The organism is Amycolatopsis sp. NPDC004368 (assembly GCF_053602515.1).
This window is the reverse complement of sequence record NZ_JBSGDT010000003.1, coordinates 1-21,188: the sequence shown is the minus strand read 5'-3', so window position 1 is coordinate 21,188 and position 21,188 is coordinate 1. Positions and strand designations below refer to the sequence as shown.

The 21,188-nt window shown below is 70.0% G+C and carries 16 protein-coding genes and 1 rRNA gene; 11 read left to right on the top strand and 6 right to left on the bottom strand.

The window, feature by feature from the left end; genetic code table 11:
* Positions 1–13 precede the first annotated feature (13 nt).
* Entirely contained in the window at positions 14–817 is an 804-nt protein-coding gene (locus ACWEOE_RS06090; RefSeq protein ID WP_452005632.1) for an ABC transporter permease, read from the top strand.
* Here the strand turns inward: ACWEOE_RS06090 and ACWEOE_RS06085 are convergent.
* Positions 814–1,593 carry an SDR family NAD(P)-dependent oxidoreductase gene (locus tag ACWEOE_RS06085; RefSeq protein ID WP_452004642.1) on the bottom strand — a complete coding sequence of 260 codons (780 nt, stop codon included), beginning with the start codon at positions 1,591–1,593 and terminating at the stop codon, positions 814–816. The two genes, ACWEOE_RS06090 and ACWEOE_RS06085, sit on opposite strands and share 4 nt — an antisense overlap.
* A 56-nt stretch (positions 1,594–1,649) precedes the next feature.
* Here ACWEOE_RS06085 and ACWEOE_RS06080 point away from each other — a divergent pair, with 56 nt between their 5' ends.
* Positions 1,650–2,213, top strand: coding sequence for a TetR/AcrR family transcriptional regulator (locus ACWEOE_RS06080; protein WP_452004639.1), 564 nt, complete (start codon positions 1,650–1,652; stop codon positions 2,211–2,213).
* Here ACWEOE_RS06080 and pip read toward each other — a convergent pair.
* Complete coding sequence (pip, locus tag ACWEOE_RS06075) at positions 2,210–3,166, bottom strand: prolyl aminopeptidase (protein WP_452004636.1); 957 nt, start codon at positions 3,164–3,166, stop codon at positions 2,210–2,212. The genes ACWEOE_RS06080 and pip overlap by 4 nt on opposite strands.
* A 475-nt stretch (positions 3,167–3,641) precedes the next feature.
* Between pip and ACWEOE_RS06070 the strand changes: the two genes are divergently transcribed.
* On the top strand, positions 3,642–4,586 hold the full coding sequence (locus tag ACWEOE_RS06070) for an undecaprenyl-diphosphate phosphatase (RefSeq protein WP_452004634.1): 945 nt from the start codon (positions 3,642–3,644) through the stop codon (positions 4,584–4,586).
* A 112-nt stretch (positions 4,587–4,698) separates the two neighbouring features.
* Positions 4,699–5,541 (top strand): cytochrome c oxidase assembly protein, encoded by an 843-nt coding sequence (locus ACWEOE_RS06065; RefSeq protein ID WP_452004632.1) that lies wholly within the window; start codon positions 4,699–4,701, stop codon positions 5,539–5,541.
* A gap of 34 nt (positions 5,542–5,575) precedes the next feature.
* Here the strand turns inward: ACWEOE_RS06065 and panB are convergent, their stop codons facing one another.
* Positions 5,576–6,457 (bottom strand): 3-methyl-2-oxobutanoate hydroxymethyltransferase, encoded by an 882-nt coding sequence (gene panB, locus ACWEOE_RS06060; protein ID WP_452004630.1) that lies wholly within the window; start codon positions 6,455–6,457, stop codon positions 5,576–5,578.
* A 231-nt stretch (positions 6,458–6,688) separates the two neighbouring features.
* Between panB and lysX the strand changes: the two genes are divergently transcribed.
* The 3 genes from lysX (at position 6,689) to ACWEOE_RS06045 (ending at position 11,228) form a co-directional block, all read left to right on the top strand.
* The gene (lysX, locus tag ACWEOE_RS06055) at positions 6,689–10,012 is read left to right on the top strand and encodes a bifunctional lysylphosphatidylglycerol synthetase/lysine--tRNA ligase LysX (protein WP_452004627.1); all 3,324 of its coding nucleotides are present in this window, start codon (positions 6,689–6,691) and stop codon (positions 10,010–10,012) included.
* 71 nt (positions 10,013–10,083) lie between these two features.
* On the top strand, positions 10,084–10,662 hold the full coding sequence (locus tag ACWEOE_RS06050) for a hypothetical protein (RefSeq protein WP_452004625.1): 579 nt from the start codon (positions 10,084–10,086) through the stop codon (positions 10,660–10,662).
* A 32-nt stretch (positions 10,663–10,694) separates the two neighbouring features.
* Positions 10,695–11,228: a methylated-DNA--[protein]-cysteine S-methyltransferase gene (locus ACWEOE_RS06045; protein WP_452004622.1), complete on the top strand. Its 534-nt coding sequence runs from the start codon at positions 10,695–10,697 to the stop codon at positions 11,226–11,228.
* 10 nt (positions 11,229–11,238) lie between these two features.
* Here the strand turns inward: ACWEOE_RS06045 and ACWEOE_RS06040 are convergent, their stop codons facing one another.
* Both ACWEOE_RS06040 and secA2 read right to left on the bottom strand, forming a co-directional pair.
* Positions 11,239–12,960, bottom strand: coding sequence for an NAD+ synthase (locus ACWEOE_RS06040; RefSeq protein WP_452004619.1), 1,722 nt, complete (start codon positions 12,958–12,960; stop codon positions 11,239–11,241).
* Between the two features lie 145 nt (positions 12,961–13,105).
* Positions 13,106–15,445, bottom strand: a complete 2,340-nt coding sequence (gene secA2 / locus ACWEOE_RS06035) for an accessory Sec system translocase SecA2 (protein WP_452004617.1) — start codon at positions 15,443–15,445, stop codon at positions 13,106–13,108.
* A 172-nt stretch (positions 15,446–15,617) separates the two neighbouring features.
* Between secA2 and ACWEOE_RS06030 the strand changes: the two genes are divergently transcribed.
* Positions 15,618–17,180: an alpha/beta hydrolase gene (locus tag ACWEOE_RS06030; RefSeq protein ID WP_452005629.1), complete on the top strand. Its 1,563-nt coding sequence runs from the start codon at positions 15,618–15,620 to the stop codon at positions 17,178–17,180.
* Here the strand turns inward: ACWEOE_RS06030 and ACWEOE_RS06025 are convergent.
* Entirely contained in the window at positions 17,126–17,842 is a 717-nt protein-coding gene (locus ACWEOE_RS06025; RefSeq protein ID WP_452004615.1) for an LppX_LprAFG lipoprotein, read from the bottom strand. The genes ACWEOE_RS06030 and ACWEOE_RS06025 overlap by 55 nt on opposite strands.
* A gap of 90 nt (positions 17,843–17,932) precedes the next feature.
* On the opposite strand from ACWEOE_RS06025, the gene ACWEOE_RS06020 reads away from it, so the two are divergent.
* The 3 genes from ACWEOE_RS06020 to ACWEOE_RS06010 form a co-directional block, all read left to right on the top strand.
* Positions 17,933–19,213, top strand: a complete 1,281-nt coding sequence (locus tag ACWEOE_RS06020) for an MFS transporter (RefSeq protein WP_452004612.1) — start codon at positions 17,933–17,935, stop codon at positions 19,211–19,213.
* Positions 19,214–19,290: 77 nt separating this feature from the next.
* Complete coding sequence (glnA, locus tag ACWEOE_RS06015) at positions 19,291–20,634, top strand: type I glutamate--ammonia ligase (RefSeq protein WP_452004609.1); 1,344 nt, start codon at positions 19,291–19,293, stop codon at positions 20,632–20,634.
* A 461-nt stretch (positions 20,635–21,095) separates the two neighbouring features.
* A 16S ribosomal RNA gene (locus ACWEOE_RS06010) occupies positions 21,096–21,188 on the top strand; the annotation flags it as partial.

The following is a 21,188-nucleotide window of genomic DNA, read 5'->3' as shown; positions in this document are numbered from 1 at the left end:
GAACACCGTGCGCATGTCGAAGACCGGCCGGGTGGTGCTGTGGACGGCACTCGGCGTCGGGTTCGCGGTGATCTACTTCCCGCTCCTGGTGGTCCTGCTCAACTCCGTGAACGCCGACACCACGTTCGGCTGGCCGCCGAAGAGCTTCACCCTCGAGTGGTGGGGCCGCGCGGTGACGAACGCCGGCGCGCTGCACGCACTGTGGACCAGCGTCATCGCCGGTCTCGCGGCCACGGCCATCGCGCTCGTGCTGGGCACGATGGCGGCGTTCGCCTTGCAGCGCTACCGGTTCTTCGGCCGCAACTCGCTGTCGTTGCTGGTCGTGCTGCCCATCGCGCTGCCCGGCATCGTCACCGGGATCGCACTGAACAACGCGTTCCGCACCATCCTCGGCATCGACCTCGGACTGCTCACGGCGATCATCGCCCACGCGACCTTCTGCATCGTCGTGGTGTTCAACAACGTGGTGGCCCGCCTGCGGCGCATGGGCGGCAACCTCGAAGAGGCGTCGATGGACCTCGGCGCCGACGGCATGACGACCTTCCGGCTGGTCACGTTCCCGATGCTGCGCTCGGCGCTGCTGGCGGGTGGGCTGCTGGCGTTCGCGCTGTCGTTCGACGAGATCATCGTGACCACGTTCACCCTCGGCACCGGCATGGAGACCCTACCGATCTGGATCTACAACAACCTGTTCCGCCCCAACCAGGCCCCGGTGGTCAACGTGGTGGCGGCGGTGCTGATCATCGTCTCGACGGTGCCGGTGTACTTCGCGCAGAAGCTCTCCGGCGGCGACAGCTCTTCGGGTGGCCGGATCTAGGCCACGTTTCGGATGGTGCCGCCGTCCACCCGGAGGGTCGCACCGCTGACGTAGTCGGCGTACGGGCTCGCCAGGTACGCCACGGCGCCCGCGATCTCCTCCGGACGCCCGAAACGGCCGACGTCGTTGGGCACGAAAGTGCGCGCAGCGTTGCGTTCGATGGTTTCCCAGTCCTCGCCCCACCCGTGCGCCGGGGCGAGGTCGGTGAGGTAGCGCTGCACGGCGTCGACGAGGATCGCACCCGGGGCGATCACATTGGACGTCACGCCGGTGTCCTTCAGTTCCCGCGCAAGGGAAACCGCGAGGTTGTGCCGCGCTGCGAGCGTGGCGGTGTACTGGGGGAGGATCTCCGTCGGCTGGCCCGAGAGGCCGCCGCCGATCTGGATCACGCGGCCCCAGCCGCGCTCGCGCATGCCGGGCACCAGGTGGCGGATCATGCGGACGCCCGAGACCACGTTGACCTCGTACGTCCTGGCCCACTCCGTCGGCGTCGCGTCGGCCCAGCCGCGGTGCTCGTAGGCGCCGGCGTTGTTCACGAGGATGTCGACCTCACCGGCCTGCTCCGCCACCCGCTGCGCGCCTTCGTCGGTAGCGAGGTCGCCGATCGCGACGGCCTCTGCGCCGATCTTCTCGGCCACCGCGTTCGTCCGGCCTTCGTCGCGGCCGTGCACCACGACGTCGGCGCCTTCCTCCGCCAGCAGCCGCGCGATCGCCTCGCCGAGACCGGAACTGGAGCCGGTGACGAGTGCACGACGGCCGGTCAACTGCAGGTCCATGAGGTACTCCTTGATGTATACAGGTGTAGATTTAATTCTAGTCTACACTCGTATACATGACCGCACCACGACGCCGTGACGCCGCCGCCACCCGCGAAGCCATCCTGCGCGCGGGCGTCGAGGCGTTCACGCGCTTCGGCTACGACGGCGTCGGTGTGCGGGAGATCGCGCAGGCCGCTGGTGTCACCGCCATGCTCGTGAACCGCTACTTCGGCTCGAAGGAAGGCTTGTTCGCCGAGGTCGTGGAGGTCGCCATGACCGAGCGGACGGTCCTGACCGGCGACCCGGCCACGCTCGCGCGCGACGTCGCCGCATCACTGGTCTCCCGCACGGCGCCGTCGGCCGACAACCTCGACCCGTTCCTGCTGATGCTCCGCTCGGCGCCCAACCCCCGCGCGGCCGAAATCCTGCGAGCCGGCATCGAAAACCACGTCGAAGCCCACATCCTCGAGGTCGTCCCGGCAGTGCGCGGCACGGATCGCGCGGCCGTGGCCCTGTCGCTCATCGCGGGCTTCTGGCTGATGCGCAAGGTCGTGGGCAGCACCGCGCTGAACGCGGCCGACGAGGCCGAGCTGAGGCAGACGTTGGAAGGGCTCTTCCGGCTGTTGCTGAAGGTCTAGCGGAACTCGTCGGTCGCCTGCCGCAGTGCTGCCAGCACACCCGGGTCGTTCACGGCGTGCCCGGCGCCTTCCGTGATGCGCAGAACCGAGCCGGGCCACGCGCGGTGCAGCTCGTAGGCCGTGATCGGTGGGCAGACGGCGTCGTAGCGGCCCTGCACGAGGATGCCCGGCACGCCGGCGAGCTTGCCGGCGTCGCGGATCAGCTGCTCGTCCTCCAGCCAGGAGTCGTGGCTGAAGTAGTGCACGGCCAAGCGCGCGAAGGTCAACGCGAACGACGGGTCGGCGTAGCGGTTCAGGAACGCCTCCTGCGGCAGCAACGCCACCGTCGCGCCTTCCCAGACGCTCCAGGCGATCGCGGCGCGCTCACGCACCCCGCGGTCGTCGGAGGCCAGGAGTTCGGCATACCCGGCGAGCGGGTCGGCGTGGTGCTCGGCGGGCAGCGGGGCGAGGAAGTCCTCCCACTCGGCCGGGAAGAGGTTCGCCGCACCGCCGCGGTAGAGCCAGTCGAGTTCGCGCCGGCGCGCCGTGAAGATGCCGCGCAGCACCAGTTCTGTCACCTGGTCGGGGTAAGTCTGCGCGTACGCGAGCGCGAGCGTCGAGCCCCACGAACCGCCGAACACCTGCCAGCGCCGGATGTTCAGCCGCTCGCGCAGCAGCTCCATGTCTGCGACGAGGTGCCACAACGTGTTCGTGCTCAGGTCCGCGTCCGGGACACCGGCGTGCGGTGTGCTGCGCCCGGCGCCGCGCTGGTCGAAGAGGATGATCCGGTACGCGGCGGGGTCGAAGTGCCTGCGTGCCATGGGGGCGATCCCGCTGCCGGGGCCACCGTGCAGCACGACCACCGGCTTGCCGTGCGGATTTCCCGCCTCCTGGCAGTAGATCCGGTGTCCGTCACCGACCTCGAGCATCCCGTCGGCCGTCGGCTGCAGCGGCGGGTAGAGGTCGTCGTCCATGCCGATCACTCTGCCGGATCCGCGGCCGCGGCGCGTGGGCTGGGCGACCTTCCCCGCGACGTTCAGCCAAAAGGCCGCGAGCCGTCCGGGTGGCGGGCTCAGTGGTCGGGGAGAAGGTGGAGGCCCGCCCCCGCCGCCGGGCTGAGCGGGCCCCCGTCCGTGTCGCTTCGGCGGCCCGAGGTGGGGGCGGCGTCGGCGATTTCCTTCACTGTGGCGCGGATCTCGAGCGAGGGGTCGCGGGGAAAGCTCCGGCCGCTTCCGGCATCGCGTCCTCCTCGCTGAGGTTCACTCCTTCGTGGTGGAGACCACGCTAAGCCACCAACCGAACACCAGTCAAGGACATGATTCGCGTTCATGGATGTGAACAAGCACAGCTTCGACGATCAGGTTTTTTCGCCCCCTTGCCCCGCGTTTACCCGGTGGTGGGTAGCTTGCCCGGGGAACTGCCGAACCGACGCGAGAAAGGGCTCGAGAAATGTCCGCGGTCACGTATGTCGAGTCGATCGTCGTCGGCGCGCTGCAAGGTGTGTCGGAATTGTTTCCGGTGTCCAGCCTCGGGCACAGCATCCTGTTGCCCGCGGTGATCGGCGGGTCGTGGCAGCGTGATCTGAGCATCGGTGAGGATTCGCCTTATCTCGCGGTGCTCGTGGCGATGCACGTGGCCACGGCGCTGGCTCTCGTGCTGTTCTTCTGGCGCGACTGGGTGCGCATCATCGGCGGCCTGATCTCCTCGATCCGCCACCGCGAAGTGCGCACGGCCGACCAGCGCCTCGCGTGGCTGCTGATCCTCGCGACGATCCCGGTCGGCATCGCCGGCCTGCTGCTCGAAAGCCTGCTGCGCGACTTCCTCGGCAAGCCCGTGCCGTCGGCGATCTTCCTCATCCTCAACGGCGGTGTGCTGTACGCGGCAGAGCGCTTCTCGCGAGCCGCACCGAAGACCGGGATCTCAAGCAGGACAACGGAAGACACCGTCGACTTCAGCGCTGAGGACACCCTCGTGATGCGGGCCGTCACGGTCGAGGAAGCCACCGACGCGCGCTTGTCCAAGCTCAGCGTGAAGGAGGCCGTGCTCATCGGCTCGGCCCAGATCCTCGCGCTCCTGCCGGGCATCAGCCGCTCCGGCATCACGATGGTCGCGGGCCTGCGCCGCGGCCTCGGCCACCAGGATTCGGCGCGTTTTGCGTGGCTGCTCGCCACCCCGGTGATCCTCGCGGCGGGCGTGCTGAAGCTTCCTTCGCTCTTCACGCCGGAGAACAGCGCATCGCTCGGCCCGGCACTCGCCGGCAGCCTGGTGGCGGGTGTTGCCTCTTACATTTCTGTCCGTTTCCTCACGAAATACTTCGAAACGCGTACCTTGACGCCGTTCGCCGTCTACTGCGTCGTCGCCGGAATCGGCAGCCTGCTCGTCTTCAGTTTGTGAGGGCGGTGTCCCCGGCCGAATTCCGGAAGGGGACACTGGCGGTATCGAAACCCCGCTCACCGGCTCCACGATCTTCACGGCCTGGACGCTCGACGTCCCGGCCCTGCTCGTCGTGCTCGTCCTCGGCGTGGCCTACCTGGGCGCCGCCCGGCGGCAGGAGAGCTGGGCCCCCGGGCGCACCGCGGCATTCCTGGCCGGGCTCGCGGCGATCGTCCTCGTCACGTGCTCGTTCCTCGGCACCTACGACACCACGCTGTTCTGGGTCCGGGCGACGCAGAACACGGTGCTGCTCATGGTCACGCCCCTGCTGCTCGCCCTCGGCGCACCGATCACGCTCCTCATGCGCACGGCGCAGCCGCGGCTCGCGGCGTGGTTGCGCCACCACGGCCGCAGCCCCTTCGCCAAGTTCCTCACGTTCCCGCTCACCGTCACGGTGGTGCTGATCGCGCCGTTCCTGGTCATCTACCTCACGCCGCTCTACGAACTGGCGCTGGAGAACGCGGTGCTCGGCGGCCTCGTGCGCCTGCTGGTCGTGATTGCGGGGTTCCTCTACTTCTACAGTCGGGTCGGGCTCGATCCGACCCCGCGCGGCGGTTCGCACCTGGTGTCAATGTGGATCTCGTTCACCGAGGTCGTGTTCGACGGCGCGCTCGGCCTCGTGCTGTGGCTCGGCCCGCTGCTCGCGCCCGCGCACTACGCCACCGCGCACCCCGGCTGGGGCCCGGACCCGCGCACCGACCAGATCATCGGCGCCGGCGTGCTGTGGATCGGCGGCGACGTGGCGGGCCTGCCGTTCGTCGGCGCGCTGTTCGTCCGCTGGGTCCGAGACGACGAGAAGCGCGCGAAGCAGGTCGACGAACGCCTCGACGAGGAAGCGGAATCCGGCGAGGCACCCACCAGTGGCCTGTGGTGGCAGAACGACCCGGAGCTCGCCGAGCGGTTTCGCCGCCGGTGAGCCCCGGGCCGTGATCAGCCCAGCCGGGGGAAGCTCAGTGGAACGTGTGCTCCGGCGCCGGGAACTCGCCTCGGCGCACGTCCTCGGCGAACGCCGAAGCCGCGCCCTGCAGCACGTCGGCGAGCTCGGCGTAGCGCTTCACGAACCGCGGCGCCTTGCCGCGCCGCAACCCGGCCATGTCCTGCCACACCAGCACCTGCGCGTCGCAGTCGGGCCCGGCGCCGATGCCGACGGTCGGGATCTTCAGCTCGTGCGTCACGCGCTTCGCGGCTTCGGCCGGCACCATCTCCATCACCACCGCGAACGCCCCGGCTTCCTGCAGGGCCAGCGCGTCGGCGAGCAGCACGTCCGCCGCTTCGCCGCGCCCCTGCACCCGGTAGCCGCCGAGGTTGTGTTCACTCTGCGGGGTGAAGCCGATGTGCCCCATCACGGGGATGCCGGCCGACGTGAGCGCTTCGACGTGCGCGGCGAACCGGCGCCCACCTTCCAGCTTCACGGCGTGCGCGCGGCCCTCCTTCATGAACCGCACCGACGTGGCCAGGGCCTGCTCGGGCGAGAGCTGGTAGGAGCCGAACGGCAGGTCCGCCACCACCAGGGCCCGCTTCACCGATCGCGTCACGGCGCGGACCAGGGGGAGCAGCTCGTCGACCGTCACCGGCAGCGAAGTGTCGTAGCCGAACACGTTGTTGGCCGCGGAGTCGCCGACGAGCAGCACGGGGATGCCGGCCTCGTCGAAGATCTGGGCGGTGTACATGTCGTAGGCGGTGAGCATCGGCCACGGCTCGCCGCGCTCCTTGAGCTCACGCAGGTGGTGCACGCGTACCTTGCGCCCGGTCGCCGCCGCCGGGGGTGCGGGCGCGGCGCCGGTCCCGTACGGGGCGGCCACCTCGTCGGATCCGTTCGGGTTGGCAGACATCGTCGTCGACCGTCCTTCCCTCGAGGCCTCGCCGAGGTCCCCGGGTCGTGGAGTCAGAACACGACAAAGCCTGACACGCCCGCCCGGCGGTCCCAAGGTCGTGCGATGAGCTTCACACGCCCGGGAGGATGACCCCTGCCTCAGCCCGCAGAGTGATGACCTGGCACAACCGACCACGGTTCACTGACGTCCAAGCTGGCAGAACCCCAAGAGCACGTGGAGAAGACACCGATGGGAACACCGGCGAACGCGCGCAGGCGCATCCCCGCCTGGAAGGCGCGGGCGGGCGGCATCGTCGCGACCGTGGTGCAGCTGGCCGCCGTGTTCTCCGTGGTCCTGCTCATCGCCGGGGGAGCCCACGGACACCTGCTGGGCGGCATCGACATGGCGTTCTCCGCGCTGAGCGTGCCGACCAGCGCGAGCCTCGTGATCGTGCTGCTGCTCGTGGTTCTCGGCGCGGCCCTGCGCCGGCGCAAGAAAGCCGCGCTCTACACGCTGCTGCTGTTCCAGGCCGGTGGCCTGGTGATGACGCTGGCGTTCCAGGCGGTGCTGCTGTGGGCGCCGCACCTGCTCGAACTCGGCCCGCGCCAGATCCGGCACATCCCGATGCAGGTCGGGTTCCTGACGATCGCCGACGGGATTTCACTGCTGCTGATCTGGCTGCTGCTGGACCTGCGCCCGGCGTTTCCGGCCCGGCTCGCGCCCGGTGCGTGGCGCGACGGGCTGGCCGTGCTGTTCGGTGGGCTGCTCGTGGTGGTCGCGATCGGGTGGGCGCTCACGGAAGCGTTCCCCGGCACGCTCGGCGACTCGTGGGAACGGCTCGTCTGGGTGGTCAACCACGCCACCGGCGAGAACCTGCAGTTGCGCAAGATCGGCGTCGGTGAGGGGCCCGCGTGGATCGACGCGGTGCTCGACCTCGGCGCGACGTTCGTGGCCACTGGCGCGCTGTACACGCTCTTCCGCGGCGTGCGCCACCGCCGCCGGCGCACCGACGACGAAGAGCTGCAGCTGCGCGGCCTGCTCGCCGAGTTCGGCGACGACGACTCGCTCGGCTACTTCGCCACCCGCCGCGACAAGAGCGTGGTCTTCGCGCCCAGCGGCCGCGCGGCGGTGACCTACCGGGTACTCGGCGGCACGAGCGTCGCCAGCGCCGACCCGATCGGCGACCCCGACGCGTGGCCCGACGCGGTGCGGGCGTGGCTCGACGAAACCCGTTCGTACGGCTGGATTCCGGGCGTGCTGGGCGCGAGCGAGCGCGGCGCCAGGGTGTACGCGGCCGCGGGCCTGCGCGCGCTGGAGATCGGCGACGAAGCAGTGCTCGACGTCCGCGAGTTCTCCCTCGCCGGGCCCGAGCGCAAGTCCGTGCGCCAGGCGGTGAAGCGGATCGAACGCGCCGGTTACACCGCCCGCGTGCGCCGCCACGGCGAGATCCCCGAAGACGAGATGCAGGAGCTGCTCACGCGGGCGCAGCTGTGGCGGGGTGCGGAGTCCGAGCGCGGCTTCTCGATGGCGCTGGGCCGGCTCGGCGACGCGAGCGATGCCCGCAGCGTGATGGTCGAGGCGTACGACGGCGAAGGCCGGTTGCGCGGCCTGCTGTCCTTCGTGCCGTGGGGCCGGCGTGGCCTTTCGCTCGACCTGATGCGGCGGGACCGCGACGCGGAAAACGGGCTCAACGAGTTCATGGTCGCCGAGCTCGTGGCCGCCGCCCAGCACCTGGGCGCGCAACGGATCTCGCTCAACTTCGCCATGTTCCGCGCGGTGTTCGCCGAGGGCGAGCGCATCGGCGCGGGTCCGGTGCTGCGCGCGTGGCGCTCGGTGCTCGGGCTGGCGTCGCGGTTCTTCCAGCTGGAGTCGCTGTACCGCTCGAACGCGAAGTACGGGCCGGACTGGGAACCGAGGTTCCTCTGCTACTCCTCGGCACGGCGATTGCCACGGGTGAGCATCGTCGCCGGTGCGCTGGAGGGTTTCGTGCCCACCGGGCGCTCGCGGGTGCTGCGCCACGAGACGGTGAGCGACGAGTTCGTGGCCGAGGTCCGGCGCATCGAAGAAGGTGCCGCACGCGTGGCCCCGAAGGCCACGCGCCGTCCGGAGCAGGTGCGGGTGCGCGTTGCGAAGCTGGACAAACTGCGCGATCTCGGCGTGGACCCGTATCCCGTCGGGTTCCGTCGCGAAGACCTGCTGGGCGACGTCGTGCACAAGTTCGCGGAGCTGCCGGCCGGTTCGTGCACCGGACACCGCGTGCGCGTGGCCGGGCGCGTGCTCGCGCTGCGCACGCTCGGTGGTCTCTGTTTCGCGCGCATCAAGGACTTCTCGGGCGAGCTCCAGCTGATGCTCGACGCGTCGGTGCTCGACCTCACGGGCTGGCGCACCGGCGTGGACCTCGGTGACCACGTGGGGGTGAGCGGCGAGATCGTGACCTCGCGCCGCGGTGAGCTCTCGGTGCTCGTGGACGAGTGGACGGTCACGGCGAAGTGCCTGCACCCGTTGCCGGACAAGCGAAAGGGCCTCACCGACCCCGAGACGCGCGTGCGCCAGCGCTACCTCGACCTGGCCGTGAACCCGGAGTCGGCGCACCTGCTGCGGCTGCGCTCCACCGTGGTGCGTGCGGTGCGCGAACGGCTGCACCAGGGCGACTACCTCGAAGTCGAGACGCCGATGCTGCAGACCGTCCACGGTGGAGCCAATGCCCGCCCGTTCGTCACGCACATCAACGCCTACGACATGCGGATGTACCTGCGCATCGCGCCCGAGCTCTACCTCAAGCGCCTGTGCGTCGCGGGTGTGGAGCGCGTGTTCGAGCTGAACCGCAACTTCCGCAACGAAGGCGTCGACGCCACGCACAACCCCGAGTTCACGATGCTGGAGGCGTACCAGGCCTACGCCGACTACAACTCGATGCGCGACCTCACGCGCGAGCTGGTGCAGCACGCGGCCGAGGCGGCGTTCGGCACGCAGGTCGTGCGCCGTCTCGACGCAGACGGCCGGCTGACCGAGTACGACATTTCCGGAGACTGGCCGGTGATCCCGGTGCACGAGGCCGTGTCGGCGGCACTCGGCGAGCAGATTGACTCGGGCACGTCCGTGGCCCAGCTGCGGCGGCTCTGCGTCGCCGCCGGTGTGCCGGTGGCCGACGACGCCGGCCACGGCGACCTGGTGCTGAAGGCCCACGAACACCTCGTGGAGGGCTCGACCGTGCTGCCGACCTTCTACACCGACTACCCCACGGACGTCTCGCCACTGACCCGCCGGCACCGCCGGGACCCGTTGCTGGCCGAGCGCTGGGACCTCATCGCGTTCGGCTCGGAGGTCGGCACGGCGTACACCGAGCTCACGGACCCGATCGAACAGCGCCGTCGCCTCGAAGCCCAGTCGCTGCGCGCCGCGAGTGGTGACGTCGAGGCGATGGAGCTCGACGAGGACTTCCTGCTCGCACTCGAACACGGCATGCCACCGACCGGTGGGCTCGGGCTCGGCGTCGACCGGCTGCTGATGATGCTCAGCGGCGCGTCGATCCGGCAGACGGTGCTGTTCCCCTTCGTGCGCCCGCCGGCCTGAGCAACGTTGCGACCAAGGAAAATGTGACACCTGGACGCGCAACGTCGCACGACTTCGCTTAGGGTGTGCTCGTGCGTACTGCGCGACTCGCCGCGGTCGCCCTGGTCGGGCTCGGGGTGGTGGTCTATTCCGCCTGGCTGCTCGAATTCTTCCTGCCCACCGGCGTCTCGCCGACGCAACAGACCGTCGAGGCGCTGCTGCGGGCGATGCCACTGTTCCGGATCACCACGGGGATCGCGGGCTTCGCGTTCGTGCTGGCCTGCCCGCCGCTGTTGCGGCTGGTGCCGGTGCACTGGAGCAGCCGGGCCGCCGCGATCACGCTCGCGCTCTTCGGTCTCGTCCTGATCGTCGACGCACTGGTGCCGGGCACGATCGCCGCGCAGCTGCTGGAGAACCTCGCGTTCGCCGGGGGCTCGTTCAGCCTCGTGTTCTGGTGGCCACCACCGTGGCGCGAGTGGGCGATGGCGGGGTTCGCGCTGGTGCTCCTCACGTGGCTGCTGGTCCTCGTCGCGTCGCTGCTCGGGCCGGGGCACCTGGTGGGGGTGTTCAGCCGGGTGCAGCTCGCGGTGCGGGCCGTGCTGATGGGCGCGGGCGTCGCGTACCTCGTCAATCGGCCCTTGCCGCGCTTCGCCTCGCGTCCCGTTCGCTGAGTTTTGTCGGAGGTAGCTCGTACCCTGGGCCGATGACGTCCGGATACACCGTTTTCGACACGCCGCTGGGCGCGTGTGGGCTGGCCTGGCGCGAAGGGACCATCATCGGCACCGCGCTCCCGGGCGGCTCGCCCGCGAGTACCCGCGCCTTCCTGGCCCGGCGGTTCCCCGACGCCGAGGAAGGCGCGCCGCCGCCGGAAATCCAGATCGCCGTCGAACGGATCACCGAGCTGTTGTCCGGTGGCCACCCCGACCTGTCCGGCCTGCCGCTGGACTTCGCCGGCGTCCCGGAGTTCAACCGCCGGGCCTACGAAGCGGCACTGCGCATCCCACCCGGCAGGACCAGAACGTACGGCGACCTGGCCCACGAGCTCGGCCTCCCGGGCGCGGCGCAAGCCGTCGGGCAGGCCATGGGGGCCAACCCGTTCCCGATCATCGTGCCCTGCCACCGCGTCCTCGCGGCCGGCGGCAAGCACGGCGGCTTCTCGGCTCCGGGCGGCGTCGAGACCAAGCGGCGGATGCTCGTGATCGAGGGCGCGCTGCCCGACGAGCCGACGTTGTTCTAGGCGCGGTTTTCTAGGCTTTCCGCTCGCGCCAAGCGTTCGTGATCGGCAGCCGCCGGTCGCGGCCGAAGGCCTTGAAGGTGATCTTCGTGCCTGGTGGGTACTGGCGGCGCTTGTACTCCGCGCGGTCGACCATCCGCACCACGCGATCGATCGTCTCCGGCTCGAACCCGGCGGCCACGAGGTCGGCGTAGCCGCGGTCGCCCTCCACGTAGTCGTCGAGGATGTCGTCGAGCAGCGCGTAGTCCGGCAGCGAATCGGTGTCCACCTGTCCGGGTGCCAGCTCGGCCGAGGGCGGTTTGGTGATCGAGTTCTCCGGAATCGGCGGGGTTTCGCCCCGGCGCGCCGCTTCGTCGTTGCGCCACCGCGCGAGCCGCCACACGTGCGTTTTGAACACGTCCTTGATCGGCGCGAACCCACCCACCGCGTCGCCGTAGATCGTGGAGTAGCCCACGGCCAGCTCGGTCTTGTTGCCCGTGGCGAGCACGAGGTGACCGTCCAGGTTGGACAGTGACATGAGGAGCATGCCGCGCACGCGGGCCTGGATGTTCTCCTCCGCCAGCCCGGTCAGCGTCAGCTGGTCGACATAGGACTTCACGAGGCCCGCGATCGGTTCCACCCGGTAGTGCGCGCCGATGCGCCCGGCCAGGTCGGCTGCGTCGTCCTTGGAGTGCGAAGACGAGTACTCCGACGGCATCGAGACGCCGTACACGTTGTCGCCGCCGAGCGCGTCGGCCGCCAGCGCCGCGCACACCGCGGAGTCGATGCCACCGGAGAACCCGAAGATCACCGACGAGAAGCCGTTCTTGCGCACGTAGTCGCGCAGCCCCACCACGAGCGCCGACCACACCTCCGCCTCGTCCGACAGCGGTTCGCTCACCACCGGCTCGGTCGGCGACGCGTACGCGGGCAGCGGCTCGCCACTCAGCACGCGCCGGCGAACGTGCAGGCCCGCGAGGTCACCGTCGCCGGCGTGGCCACCCGGGGCCAGGTCGAGATCCAGCACCAGCAGGTGTTCGACGAACTGCGGTGCCCGCGCCAGCAGCGTCCCGTCGGCGCCCACCACGAGCGAGTCGCCGTCGAACACGAGGTCGTCCTGCCCGCCGACCTGGTTCGTGTACACGAGTGGCGCGCCCACCTCGGCCGCGCGCCGGGCCACCAGCGGCAGCCGCTGCTCGTCCTTCGACCGCTCGTACGGCGAAGCGTTGGGCGCCACGACCAGGTCGACGCCCGCCTTGCCGAGCGCCGCGATCGGGCCGCCGTCCTGCCAGAGGTCCTCGCAGATCACCATGCCGATGTCGACGCCGTGCAGCCGCACGACCTCCAGCCGAGAGCCCGGCTTGAAGTAGCGCTGCTCGTCGAACACGCCGTAGTTGGGCAGGTGGTGCTTGTACTGATTCGCCACGACCTCACCGCGGAACAGCGCGGCGGCCGCGTTGCGCGGGCCGGCCTCATCGTGGTCGAGGTACCCGACGTACGCGAGCACTTCGCCGTACCCCGCGTGGTCCAGCAGGCGGGCCAGCTCCTCGAGCGCGGCGCGGGACGCATGCGCGAACGTGGTCCGGAAGGCCAGGTCCTCCACGGGGTAGCCGGTCAGCGACATCTCCGGGAACACCACCACGTGGGCCCCGGCCCCGGCGGCGCGGCGGGTCCACTCGACCGCTCGCGCGGTGTTGCCCTCCAGGTCGCCGACGGTGGGGTTGACCTGGGCCAAGGCGATGCGCAGCTGCGGCATGCGGCCATTCTGATACGTCGGCGCACCCGGGACCGAGGGAATGTGGGCGAATCTGCACAGCCCGGCCTGGCCGGAGCCCAGGGGCGTGGCCCAAACGAAAGCCCGGCCACCGCCGTGGGTGACCGGGCTTTCGGGTGCTACCGGGTCAGGACTTCTTCATCCGCATCATGCTGCGGACCTTCTTCACCGTCTGCTCGAAGTCGGAGTCGAACGGGTTGTCGTGCACCAGGTAGGTCCACGTCGTGTTGGCCCGCCGCACGCCGGCGTCGGCGAGGTCGAGACCGTCGTCGGTGATCTCGGCTTCCTCGAGCGTCTTCGACGCCCGCGCCGCCGACTCCGGGATGATCTTGTGGAACTCCGGGATCGCCGCGCGGTGGAACTCGTCGAGCGGCGTCTCGCGGGCCAGCGCGCGCAGGTGGATGCTCTCGCGCACGTCGGTCAGGTACGCGAGGTGATCCGACCAGAGCTGGTCGAGGTGGAACAGCACGACCTCGCGGCAGATCTGCTCGAGCCGTTCGGTGTCGTCGAGCTTCTCCTTCAGCTCGCCGAACTTCTCCGGCTGCGCCTTCTCCAGCTCCTCGGCCGCGAACGCCGTGCGCAGCACCTTGTCGCGGTGTTCCAGCAGCTCGGTGCGCTGCCGCTCGATCAGCCGGGTGTAGCGCCAGGTGTTGCGGTGGATCTCGAGATCGACGCCTTCGGCCACGCGCTGGGCGTGGTTGATCTGACGCAGCGCCGCGGGGTCGGTGATTTCACCCGTTTCGGTGTCGGCGTCGATGCCCTCGGGGATGTCGGGCGCGTTGGAGAGCACGAGGTCGTCGTTGAGGCTCGCGAAGAAGATCGCGCTGCCCGGGTCTCCCTGGCGACCGGAGCGGCCGCGCAGCTGGCCGTCGAGCCGGCTCGACGGGTACCGCGCGGTGCCGATCACGTGCAGGCCGCCCAGCTCGGCGACCTCCTCGCGGCCCGCGCCGTCGGTACCGCCGAGGCGGATGTCGGTACCGCGGCCGGCCATCTGCGTGGACACGGTGACCGCGCCCTTCTTGCCGGCCTCGGCGATGATCGCGGCCTCTTCGGCGTCGTTGCGCGCGTTGAGCACCACGCACGGCAGGTCGACCTTCGCGAGCTTGTCGGCCAGCTCCTCGGACTCGGCCACGTCCTGCGTGCCCACGAGGATCGGCTGCCCGGTCTCGTGGACCTTGCGGATCTCCTCCTCGATCGCGCGCAGCTTCTGCGACGGCGACCCGAAGATCCGGTCCGCCTGGTCCTCGCGGACGTTGGGCGTGTTCGGCGGGATCACCGCGACCTCGAGGCGGTAGAACTCGCGCAGCTGCTCGGCCACGGCCACGGCCGTACCGGTCATGCCGGCCACCGAGGGGTAGCGCGCGAGCAGCGCCTGCACGGTGATCGAGTCGAGGATCTCGCCGCGGTCGGTGGCCGCCACCTGCTCCTTCGCCTCGACGGCGGCCTGCAGGCCGTCCGGCCAGCGCTGCAGCTCGGCGACGCGGCCGCGGGCGGCGTTGATGAGCTGCACCTTGCCGTCGCGCACGAGGTAATCGACGTCGCGGGTGAGCAGCGCGTGGGCGTGCAGCGCGACGTTGACGGCGGCCAGGCGGTCGGAGCCCGAGTCGCCGTAGAGGTCGATGCCGCCGAGCGACTTCTCCACCACGGACGCGCCGGCGGTGGTGAGCCACGCGTTGCGGCCGTCGGTGTCGGTCTCGTAGTGCAGGCCCAGCCGCAGCCGCCGCACGACCGTGGCGACCTCTTCGTCGGCGTCGTTGTGGTCGATCGAGCCGGCCATCACGAGCGGCACGCGGGCCTCGTCGACCAGCACGGAGTCGGCTTCGTCGACGATCGCCACCTCGGGCGCGGGCTGCACCAGGTCGTCGACGTTGGTCACGAGCCGGTCGCGCAGCACGTCGAAGCCGATCTCGGCCACGGCGCCGTAGGTGACCTGCTTGCCGTAGGCGTCCTTGCGCTCGTCGCGCGTGTGCGCCGGCTCGACCCAGCCGACGGTGACCGCGAGCAGGTCGTAGACGGGTTTCATCCACTCGGCGTCGCGACGGGCGAGGTAGTCGTTGACGGTGACGACGTGCACGCGGCTGCCGCGCAGCGCGTACCCCGCGGCGGCCAGCGCGCCGGCGAGCGTCTTGCCCTCACCGGTCTCCATCTGCACCACGTGCCCGGTGAGCAGGCCCATCGTGCCGAGAACCTGCACGTCGAACGCGCGCTCGCCGAGCGCGCGCCGCGCGGCCTCACGGCCGAGGGCGCAGGTTTCCACCAGCTGGTCGTCGTTGAACGCCTTGGCGCCGCCGAGGTCTTCACGCAGCTTCTCGGCGCGTTCGGTGAGCTCGGCGTCCGAGAGCTTTTCGAGCTCCGGTTCGAGCTTCGCGACTGCGGGCAGCAGCGCTTCGTAGCGGGTCAGCTCGACGCTGCCCGGCCGCTGGATGATCCGGCGGAGCCGCTTGCCCACCCGGCTGATCAGTGCCACCCCTGGTCTCCCGTCATCTTGCTCGTGTTCTCCGGCCGCCGCTGCTCTGTCCGACTTACCCAACGCCCCGGTGGTGCGTCGGAGTTCCGCCGCCGGATGGCACGATCCAACCGTGCCTTCCCATGCCAGCGCCAGGTCTCGTGCCCACCGGATCGCCACTCTCGCGGCGGCCGTGCTGCTCGGCGGCACGCTAGCCGCGTGCACGTCCAATACCGGTCAGGTCGCGCTCGCGCCGACCACCGAGTCGCACCCGCCCGTGGGCCCGGTACCCGCGGGGCTGGAGCGCTTCTACGGCCAGAGCATGAACTGGGCCGACTGCGCACCCTACGCGACCTCGGACGATGCGCAGTCCGCCTTCCGCGCGTCCGGGATCCAGTGCGCCCGGCTCACCGTGCCCTTGGACTACGACAAACCGGACGGACAGACCGTCACGCTCGGCGTGCTGCGGCACAAAGCGAGCGAACCGGACGACCGCATCGGCTCACTCGTGGTCAACCCGGGCGGCCCCGGCGCGTCCGGCATGGTCGCCGCGGCCGGGCTGATCGACCAGGTCAAGAACAACGACCTCGGCAAGCGCTTCGACCTCGTCGGCTTCGACCCGCGCGGCATCGGCGCGAGTGAACCGCAGATCCGCTGCCTCACCGACGCCGAGCGCGACGCCGACCGGGCCGACGACAGCGAAACCGACGGCACGCCCGCGGGCGTGACCAAGCAGGAGACGCAGGAGAAGGACTTCGCCGCGAAGTGCGCCCAGCGCACGAAACTCGGCGACGACATGCTCGAAAACGCCGGCACCCGCGACGTCGCCAAGGACCTCGACGTGCTGCGGTCCGTGCTCGGCGACGAAAAGCTCACCTACCTGGGCTATTCGTACGGCACCCTCCTCGGCTCGACGTACGCCGAGGACTTCCCGCGCAACGTCCGCGCGCTCGTGCTCGACGGCGCCGTCGACCCGACGCAGGACGCGGAGGAGTCGCTCGTCGCGCAGGGCCAGGGCTTCGGCGTCGCGTTCGGCGAGTTCGCGAAGTGGTGTGCCGCTCAGCAGGACTGCGCGCTCGGCAAGGACCCGGCCGGGGCGACCAAGGCGTTCCAGGACCTCACCCGGCCGCTGATCGACTTCCCGGTGCCGGTGGGCGACGGCCGCAAGCTGTCGTACGAGGACGCCACCACTGGCGCCATCCAGGCGCTCTACCAGCAGAACCTCTGGGAGTACCTCAACACCGGCCTCAACGAACTGCGCAACCAGCGCGGCGCCACGCTCGAGAAGCTCACTGACATCTACAACGAGCGCGGCCCCGACGGGCGCTACGGCACCACGCAGGACGCCTTCACCGCCATCCGCTGCGTCGACGACCCGCGCGTGACGGACCCGAAGGTGATCCTCGAGGCGCAGCAGAAGTACGAGCAGGTGGCGCCGTTCCTCGACGACGGCCGCCCGGCCAGCTCGGCGCGCGACGCGTGCGCGTTCTGGCCCGTGCCGAACACCTCGCAGCCGCACGAGCCGAAGGTCGAGGGCCTCCCGAAGACGCTCACGATCTCGACGACCAACGACCCGGCCACGCCGTACCAGGCGGGGGTGAACCTCGCGAAGGCGCTGAAGGGCGCGTTGCTCACCTTCGAGGGCACGCAGCACACGGCGTTCCTGCAGGGCAACGCGTGCGTGGACAAGGCGGGGATCGCCTACCTCGTGGACGGCACGGTGCCGGCCGACGGGACGCGCTGCGCGGGCAATTGACCCAGCGGTGTGGGGATAGCCTGGTTTTCGCTGGAGAACTCGACCTCGTACATCACCGGGCTGTCCTTCTCCGTCGCCGGCGGCACCTGTAGCCAGAGCCGGGTGAACCGCCGCGGTTCGGCGGCGGTGACCCACACCTTCACTTGCACGTCCGAGTGAATCTGGGGGACCAGGCTCGTGGCCACCTTCGCGGGCAGCGTGCCGCCGACGCGGTAGGTGTCGAGGCCGTGCACGGGCTCGCGCGTCTCCGTCCGGGGCTCGCCGAGCCCGTCGAGCAGCCGCGCGAGGCCGCCGTCGGGACCGAGGAAGTCACCGACGGTGAACGTCGCCGGACCCGACCAGGTCTTGCCGGAGCTGTCGCGGGTGGTGGCGTGGGTGCCGTCGAGGACGAAGGAGAACTTCCGGTCACTCGTCGCGTCGGCCAGCTCGGCGTTGCCCACCGCGTGACCGCCGCCGTCGAGGCTCGCGTCGCCTTCGGCGGTGCTCAGCGGCAGGCCGGGCAGCACACCGTTCACGACCACGGAGAAGTGCAGGCTCCGCACGCCGGCGAAGTTCGTGCCGGCCTCGCCGAGCAGGTCGCCGGCCGGGGGCAGCGAGGGCGCTGTGCACCCGCCGATGAGCCCGAGGAGCAGCAGCGCCGGCAGGAATCGTCGGCAGCGCATGGCGGGAAGAGTACTCGTGGCCCGATCCTTTCGACCGGTGTCCTTCAGGCCACTGTCCGGGGCGGCGAAGACGAATCAGACTCATCACTCGTGACCACCCAGACCCGCACCGCGCCCCGCGTCCACCGAGCCTGGTTCGTGGCCGCGGCCGCGTTCATCGCCCTGCTGGCCGCAGCCGGTTTCCGCGCCGCGCCGAGCGTGCTGATCGACCCGTTGCACGAGGAATTCGGCTGGTCGCGCGCGACCATCGGTGCCGCGGTGTCGGTCAACCTCGTGCTCTACGGCCTCTTCGCTCCCTTCGCGGCCGCGTTGATGGAACGCTTCGGCATCCGCCGTGTCGCTGCGACCGCGTTGTTCGTCGTCGCACTCGGGGCGGGCGGCACGGTGTTCATGAGCAGGAGCTGGGAGCTCATCCTCTGCTGGGGCGTGCTCGTCGGCGCCGGCACGGGCTCGATGGCCATGAGCTTCGCCGCGACCGTGACCACGCGCTGGTTCGTGCGCCACCGCGGCGCCGTCACCGGCATCCTCACCGCGGCCGGCTCGACGGGACAGCTGGTGTTCCTGCCCGTGGTTGCCACGCTCGCCGTGAACGACGGCTGGCGCACGGCGTCGCTGGTCATCGCCATCGCGGCGCTCGCGGTGGTCCCCGTCGTGCTGCTCGTGGTGCGTGACCACCCCGCCGACCTCGGTGTGGTCGCACTGGGTGCGCCCGAGGGCACTCCGGTGGCGCGCCCCGAGACGAAGGGCGGTTCGGCGCGGCGGGCGCTCACGGTGCTGTTCCAGGCCATGCGCTCACGGTCGTTCTGGCTGCTCGCCATCGGTTTCGCGATCTGCGGCGCGACCACCAACGGCCTGGTCGGCACCCACTTCGTCCCGGCCGCGCACGACCACGGCATGCCGCAGACCACGGCGGCGAGCCTGCTCGCGCTCGTCGGGGTGTTCGACGTGGTGGGGACCGTCGCGTCGGGCTGGCTCACCGACCGCGTCGACCCGCGCATCCTGCTCGGCGTGTACTACGCGCTGCGTGGCGTCTCACTCGCGTTGCTGCCGCAGCTGTTCAGCGATTCGGTGCAGCCGAGCATGTGGGCGTTCATCCTCTTCTACGGTCTCGACTGGGTCGCCACCGTGCCGCCGACGGTCGCGCTCTGCATCCGGTCCTTCGGCGAAGCGGGCCCGATCGTGTTCGGCTGGGTGTTCGCGTTCCACCAGCTGGGCGCGGCGTTCGCGGCGTCGGCGGCCGGCGCCGTGCGCGACCAGCTGGGGGACTACGCCCTGGCCTGGTACGTGGCGGCGGGGCTCGCGGTGATCGCTTCGCTCGCGTCGGTGTCGATCACCCGATCCGGCGGGCGTGAGCTCTCTTTCGTGGCCTGAGCACCGGACAGCGCATTGTGGACGCTTCCGGCGCGTCGCGAAACACGCCGTTAACACGCTCTCGTTAGGGTGCGGCCATGGATCGCCAGCAGGAATTCGTGCTCCGCACCTTGGAAGAGCGCGACATCCGTTTCGTCCGGCTCTGGTTCACCGATGTGCTGGGGTTCCTCAAGTCCGTCGCGGTCGCGCCGGCCGAACTCGAGGGCGCGTTCAGCGAGGGGATCGGCTTCGACGGCTCCGCCATCGAGGGCTTCGCCCGCGTGTACGAGTCGGACATGGTCGCGAAGCCCGACCCGTCGACCTTCCAGGTGCTCCCGTGGGAGACGCCGGACGGTGGCCCGTACTCCGCGCGCATGTTCTGCGACATCGCGATGCCCGACGGCTCGCCGTCGTGGGCCGACCCGCGCCACGTGCTGCGCCGGCAGCTCTCGAAGGCCGCTGAAGCGGGCTTCACCTGCTACGTGCACCCGGAGATCGAATTCTTCCTCCTGGCTTCGTTGCCCGACGACGGCAGCGAGCCCGAGCCCGCCGACAACGGCGGGTACTTCGACCAGGCCAGCCACGCCACGGCCACGCACTTCCGCCGCCACGCCATCGAGACGCTCGAGGCGATGGGGATCTCCGTCGAGTTCAGCCACCACGAGGGCGCGCCGGGCCAGCAGGAGATCGACCTGCGCTACGCCGACGCCCTGACGATGGCCGACAACGTGATGACGTTCCGGTACGTCGTGAAGGAGGTCGCGTTGACGCAGGGAGTGCGCGCGACGTTCATGCCGAAGCCCTTCACGGACCAGCCCGGCTCGGGCATGCACACCCACGTGAGCCTGTTCGAGGGTGATCGCAACGCGTTCTACGACGCGGAGGACCCGTACGAGCTCTCGGCCACGGGGAAGGCATTCGTCGCCGGGCTGCTGCACCACGCCAAGGAGATCTCGGCGGTCACCAACCAGTGGGTGAACTCGTACAAACGCCTGATCAGCGGGAGTGAGGCGCCGACTACGGTGTCGTGGGGCCGGGCCAACCGCTCGGCACTGGTGCGCGTGCCGATGTACTCACCCGGCAAGGCGTCGTCGCGGCGGGTGGAGATCCGCACGCTGGATTCGGCGTGCAACCCGTACCTGGCGTACTCGGTGATCCTGGCCGCCGGCCTCAAGGGCATCGAGAAGGGCTACGAGCTCCCGCCGCCCGCCGAGGACAACATCTGGCAGCTGTCGGAGTCCGAGCGCCGTGCCGCCGGGTACGCCCAGCTTCCGCAGAACCTCGGGGAGGCGCTCGCGGAGATGGAGCGGTCCGAGCTGCTGCCCGACGCGCTGGGCGAGCACGTCTACGACTTCTTCCTGCGGAACAAACACGTCGAATGGGACAACTACCGCAGCGCGGTGACGCCGTACGAGCTGCGGACGCTGCTGCCGGTGCTCTGAAGGGCGCGGGGCTCGTTGCCCCGCGTCACCGCCGGACGGGGTCGAAACGGCATCTGACCTGCGGCGATGTCGTTAAGTGACCCCCCTGTTCTCGGGCCGTTGCGGGGCATGTAATCTTCTCTTCGTCGCCAGGAACACCGGGCCGGCGGGGCCGAAAGCCCCGGAGGAACGGGGCGCCAGGGCCGAGCGGGTTGACACCGCGAAACGGACCAGGTAATGTTCAGCGTCGGCCCACGAGCGGCCGCCGAGCTTCTGCGAATAACTTGCAGGTGTCGGCAAGCTCGACCAAATAGCTTGAAACGACGCGGTGATCTGGTTTGCCTGCTGGGTGGGCTGGGTTGCGGTGTGTTGCTTGAGAACTCAACAGTGTGCTAGTGAACTAAGCCAGTAGAGCTTATATTTGAACCTCGTTTGAGGTTCCTTTGAGAGCAAGTATTTTGCCTCGATTGAATTCGAAGACATTGTTGGAGAGTTTGATCCTGGCTCAGGACGAACGCTGGCGGCGTGCTTAACACATGCAAGTCGAACGCTGAAGCACTTTCGGGTGTGGATGA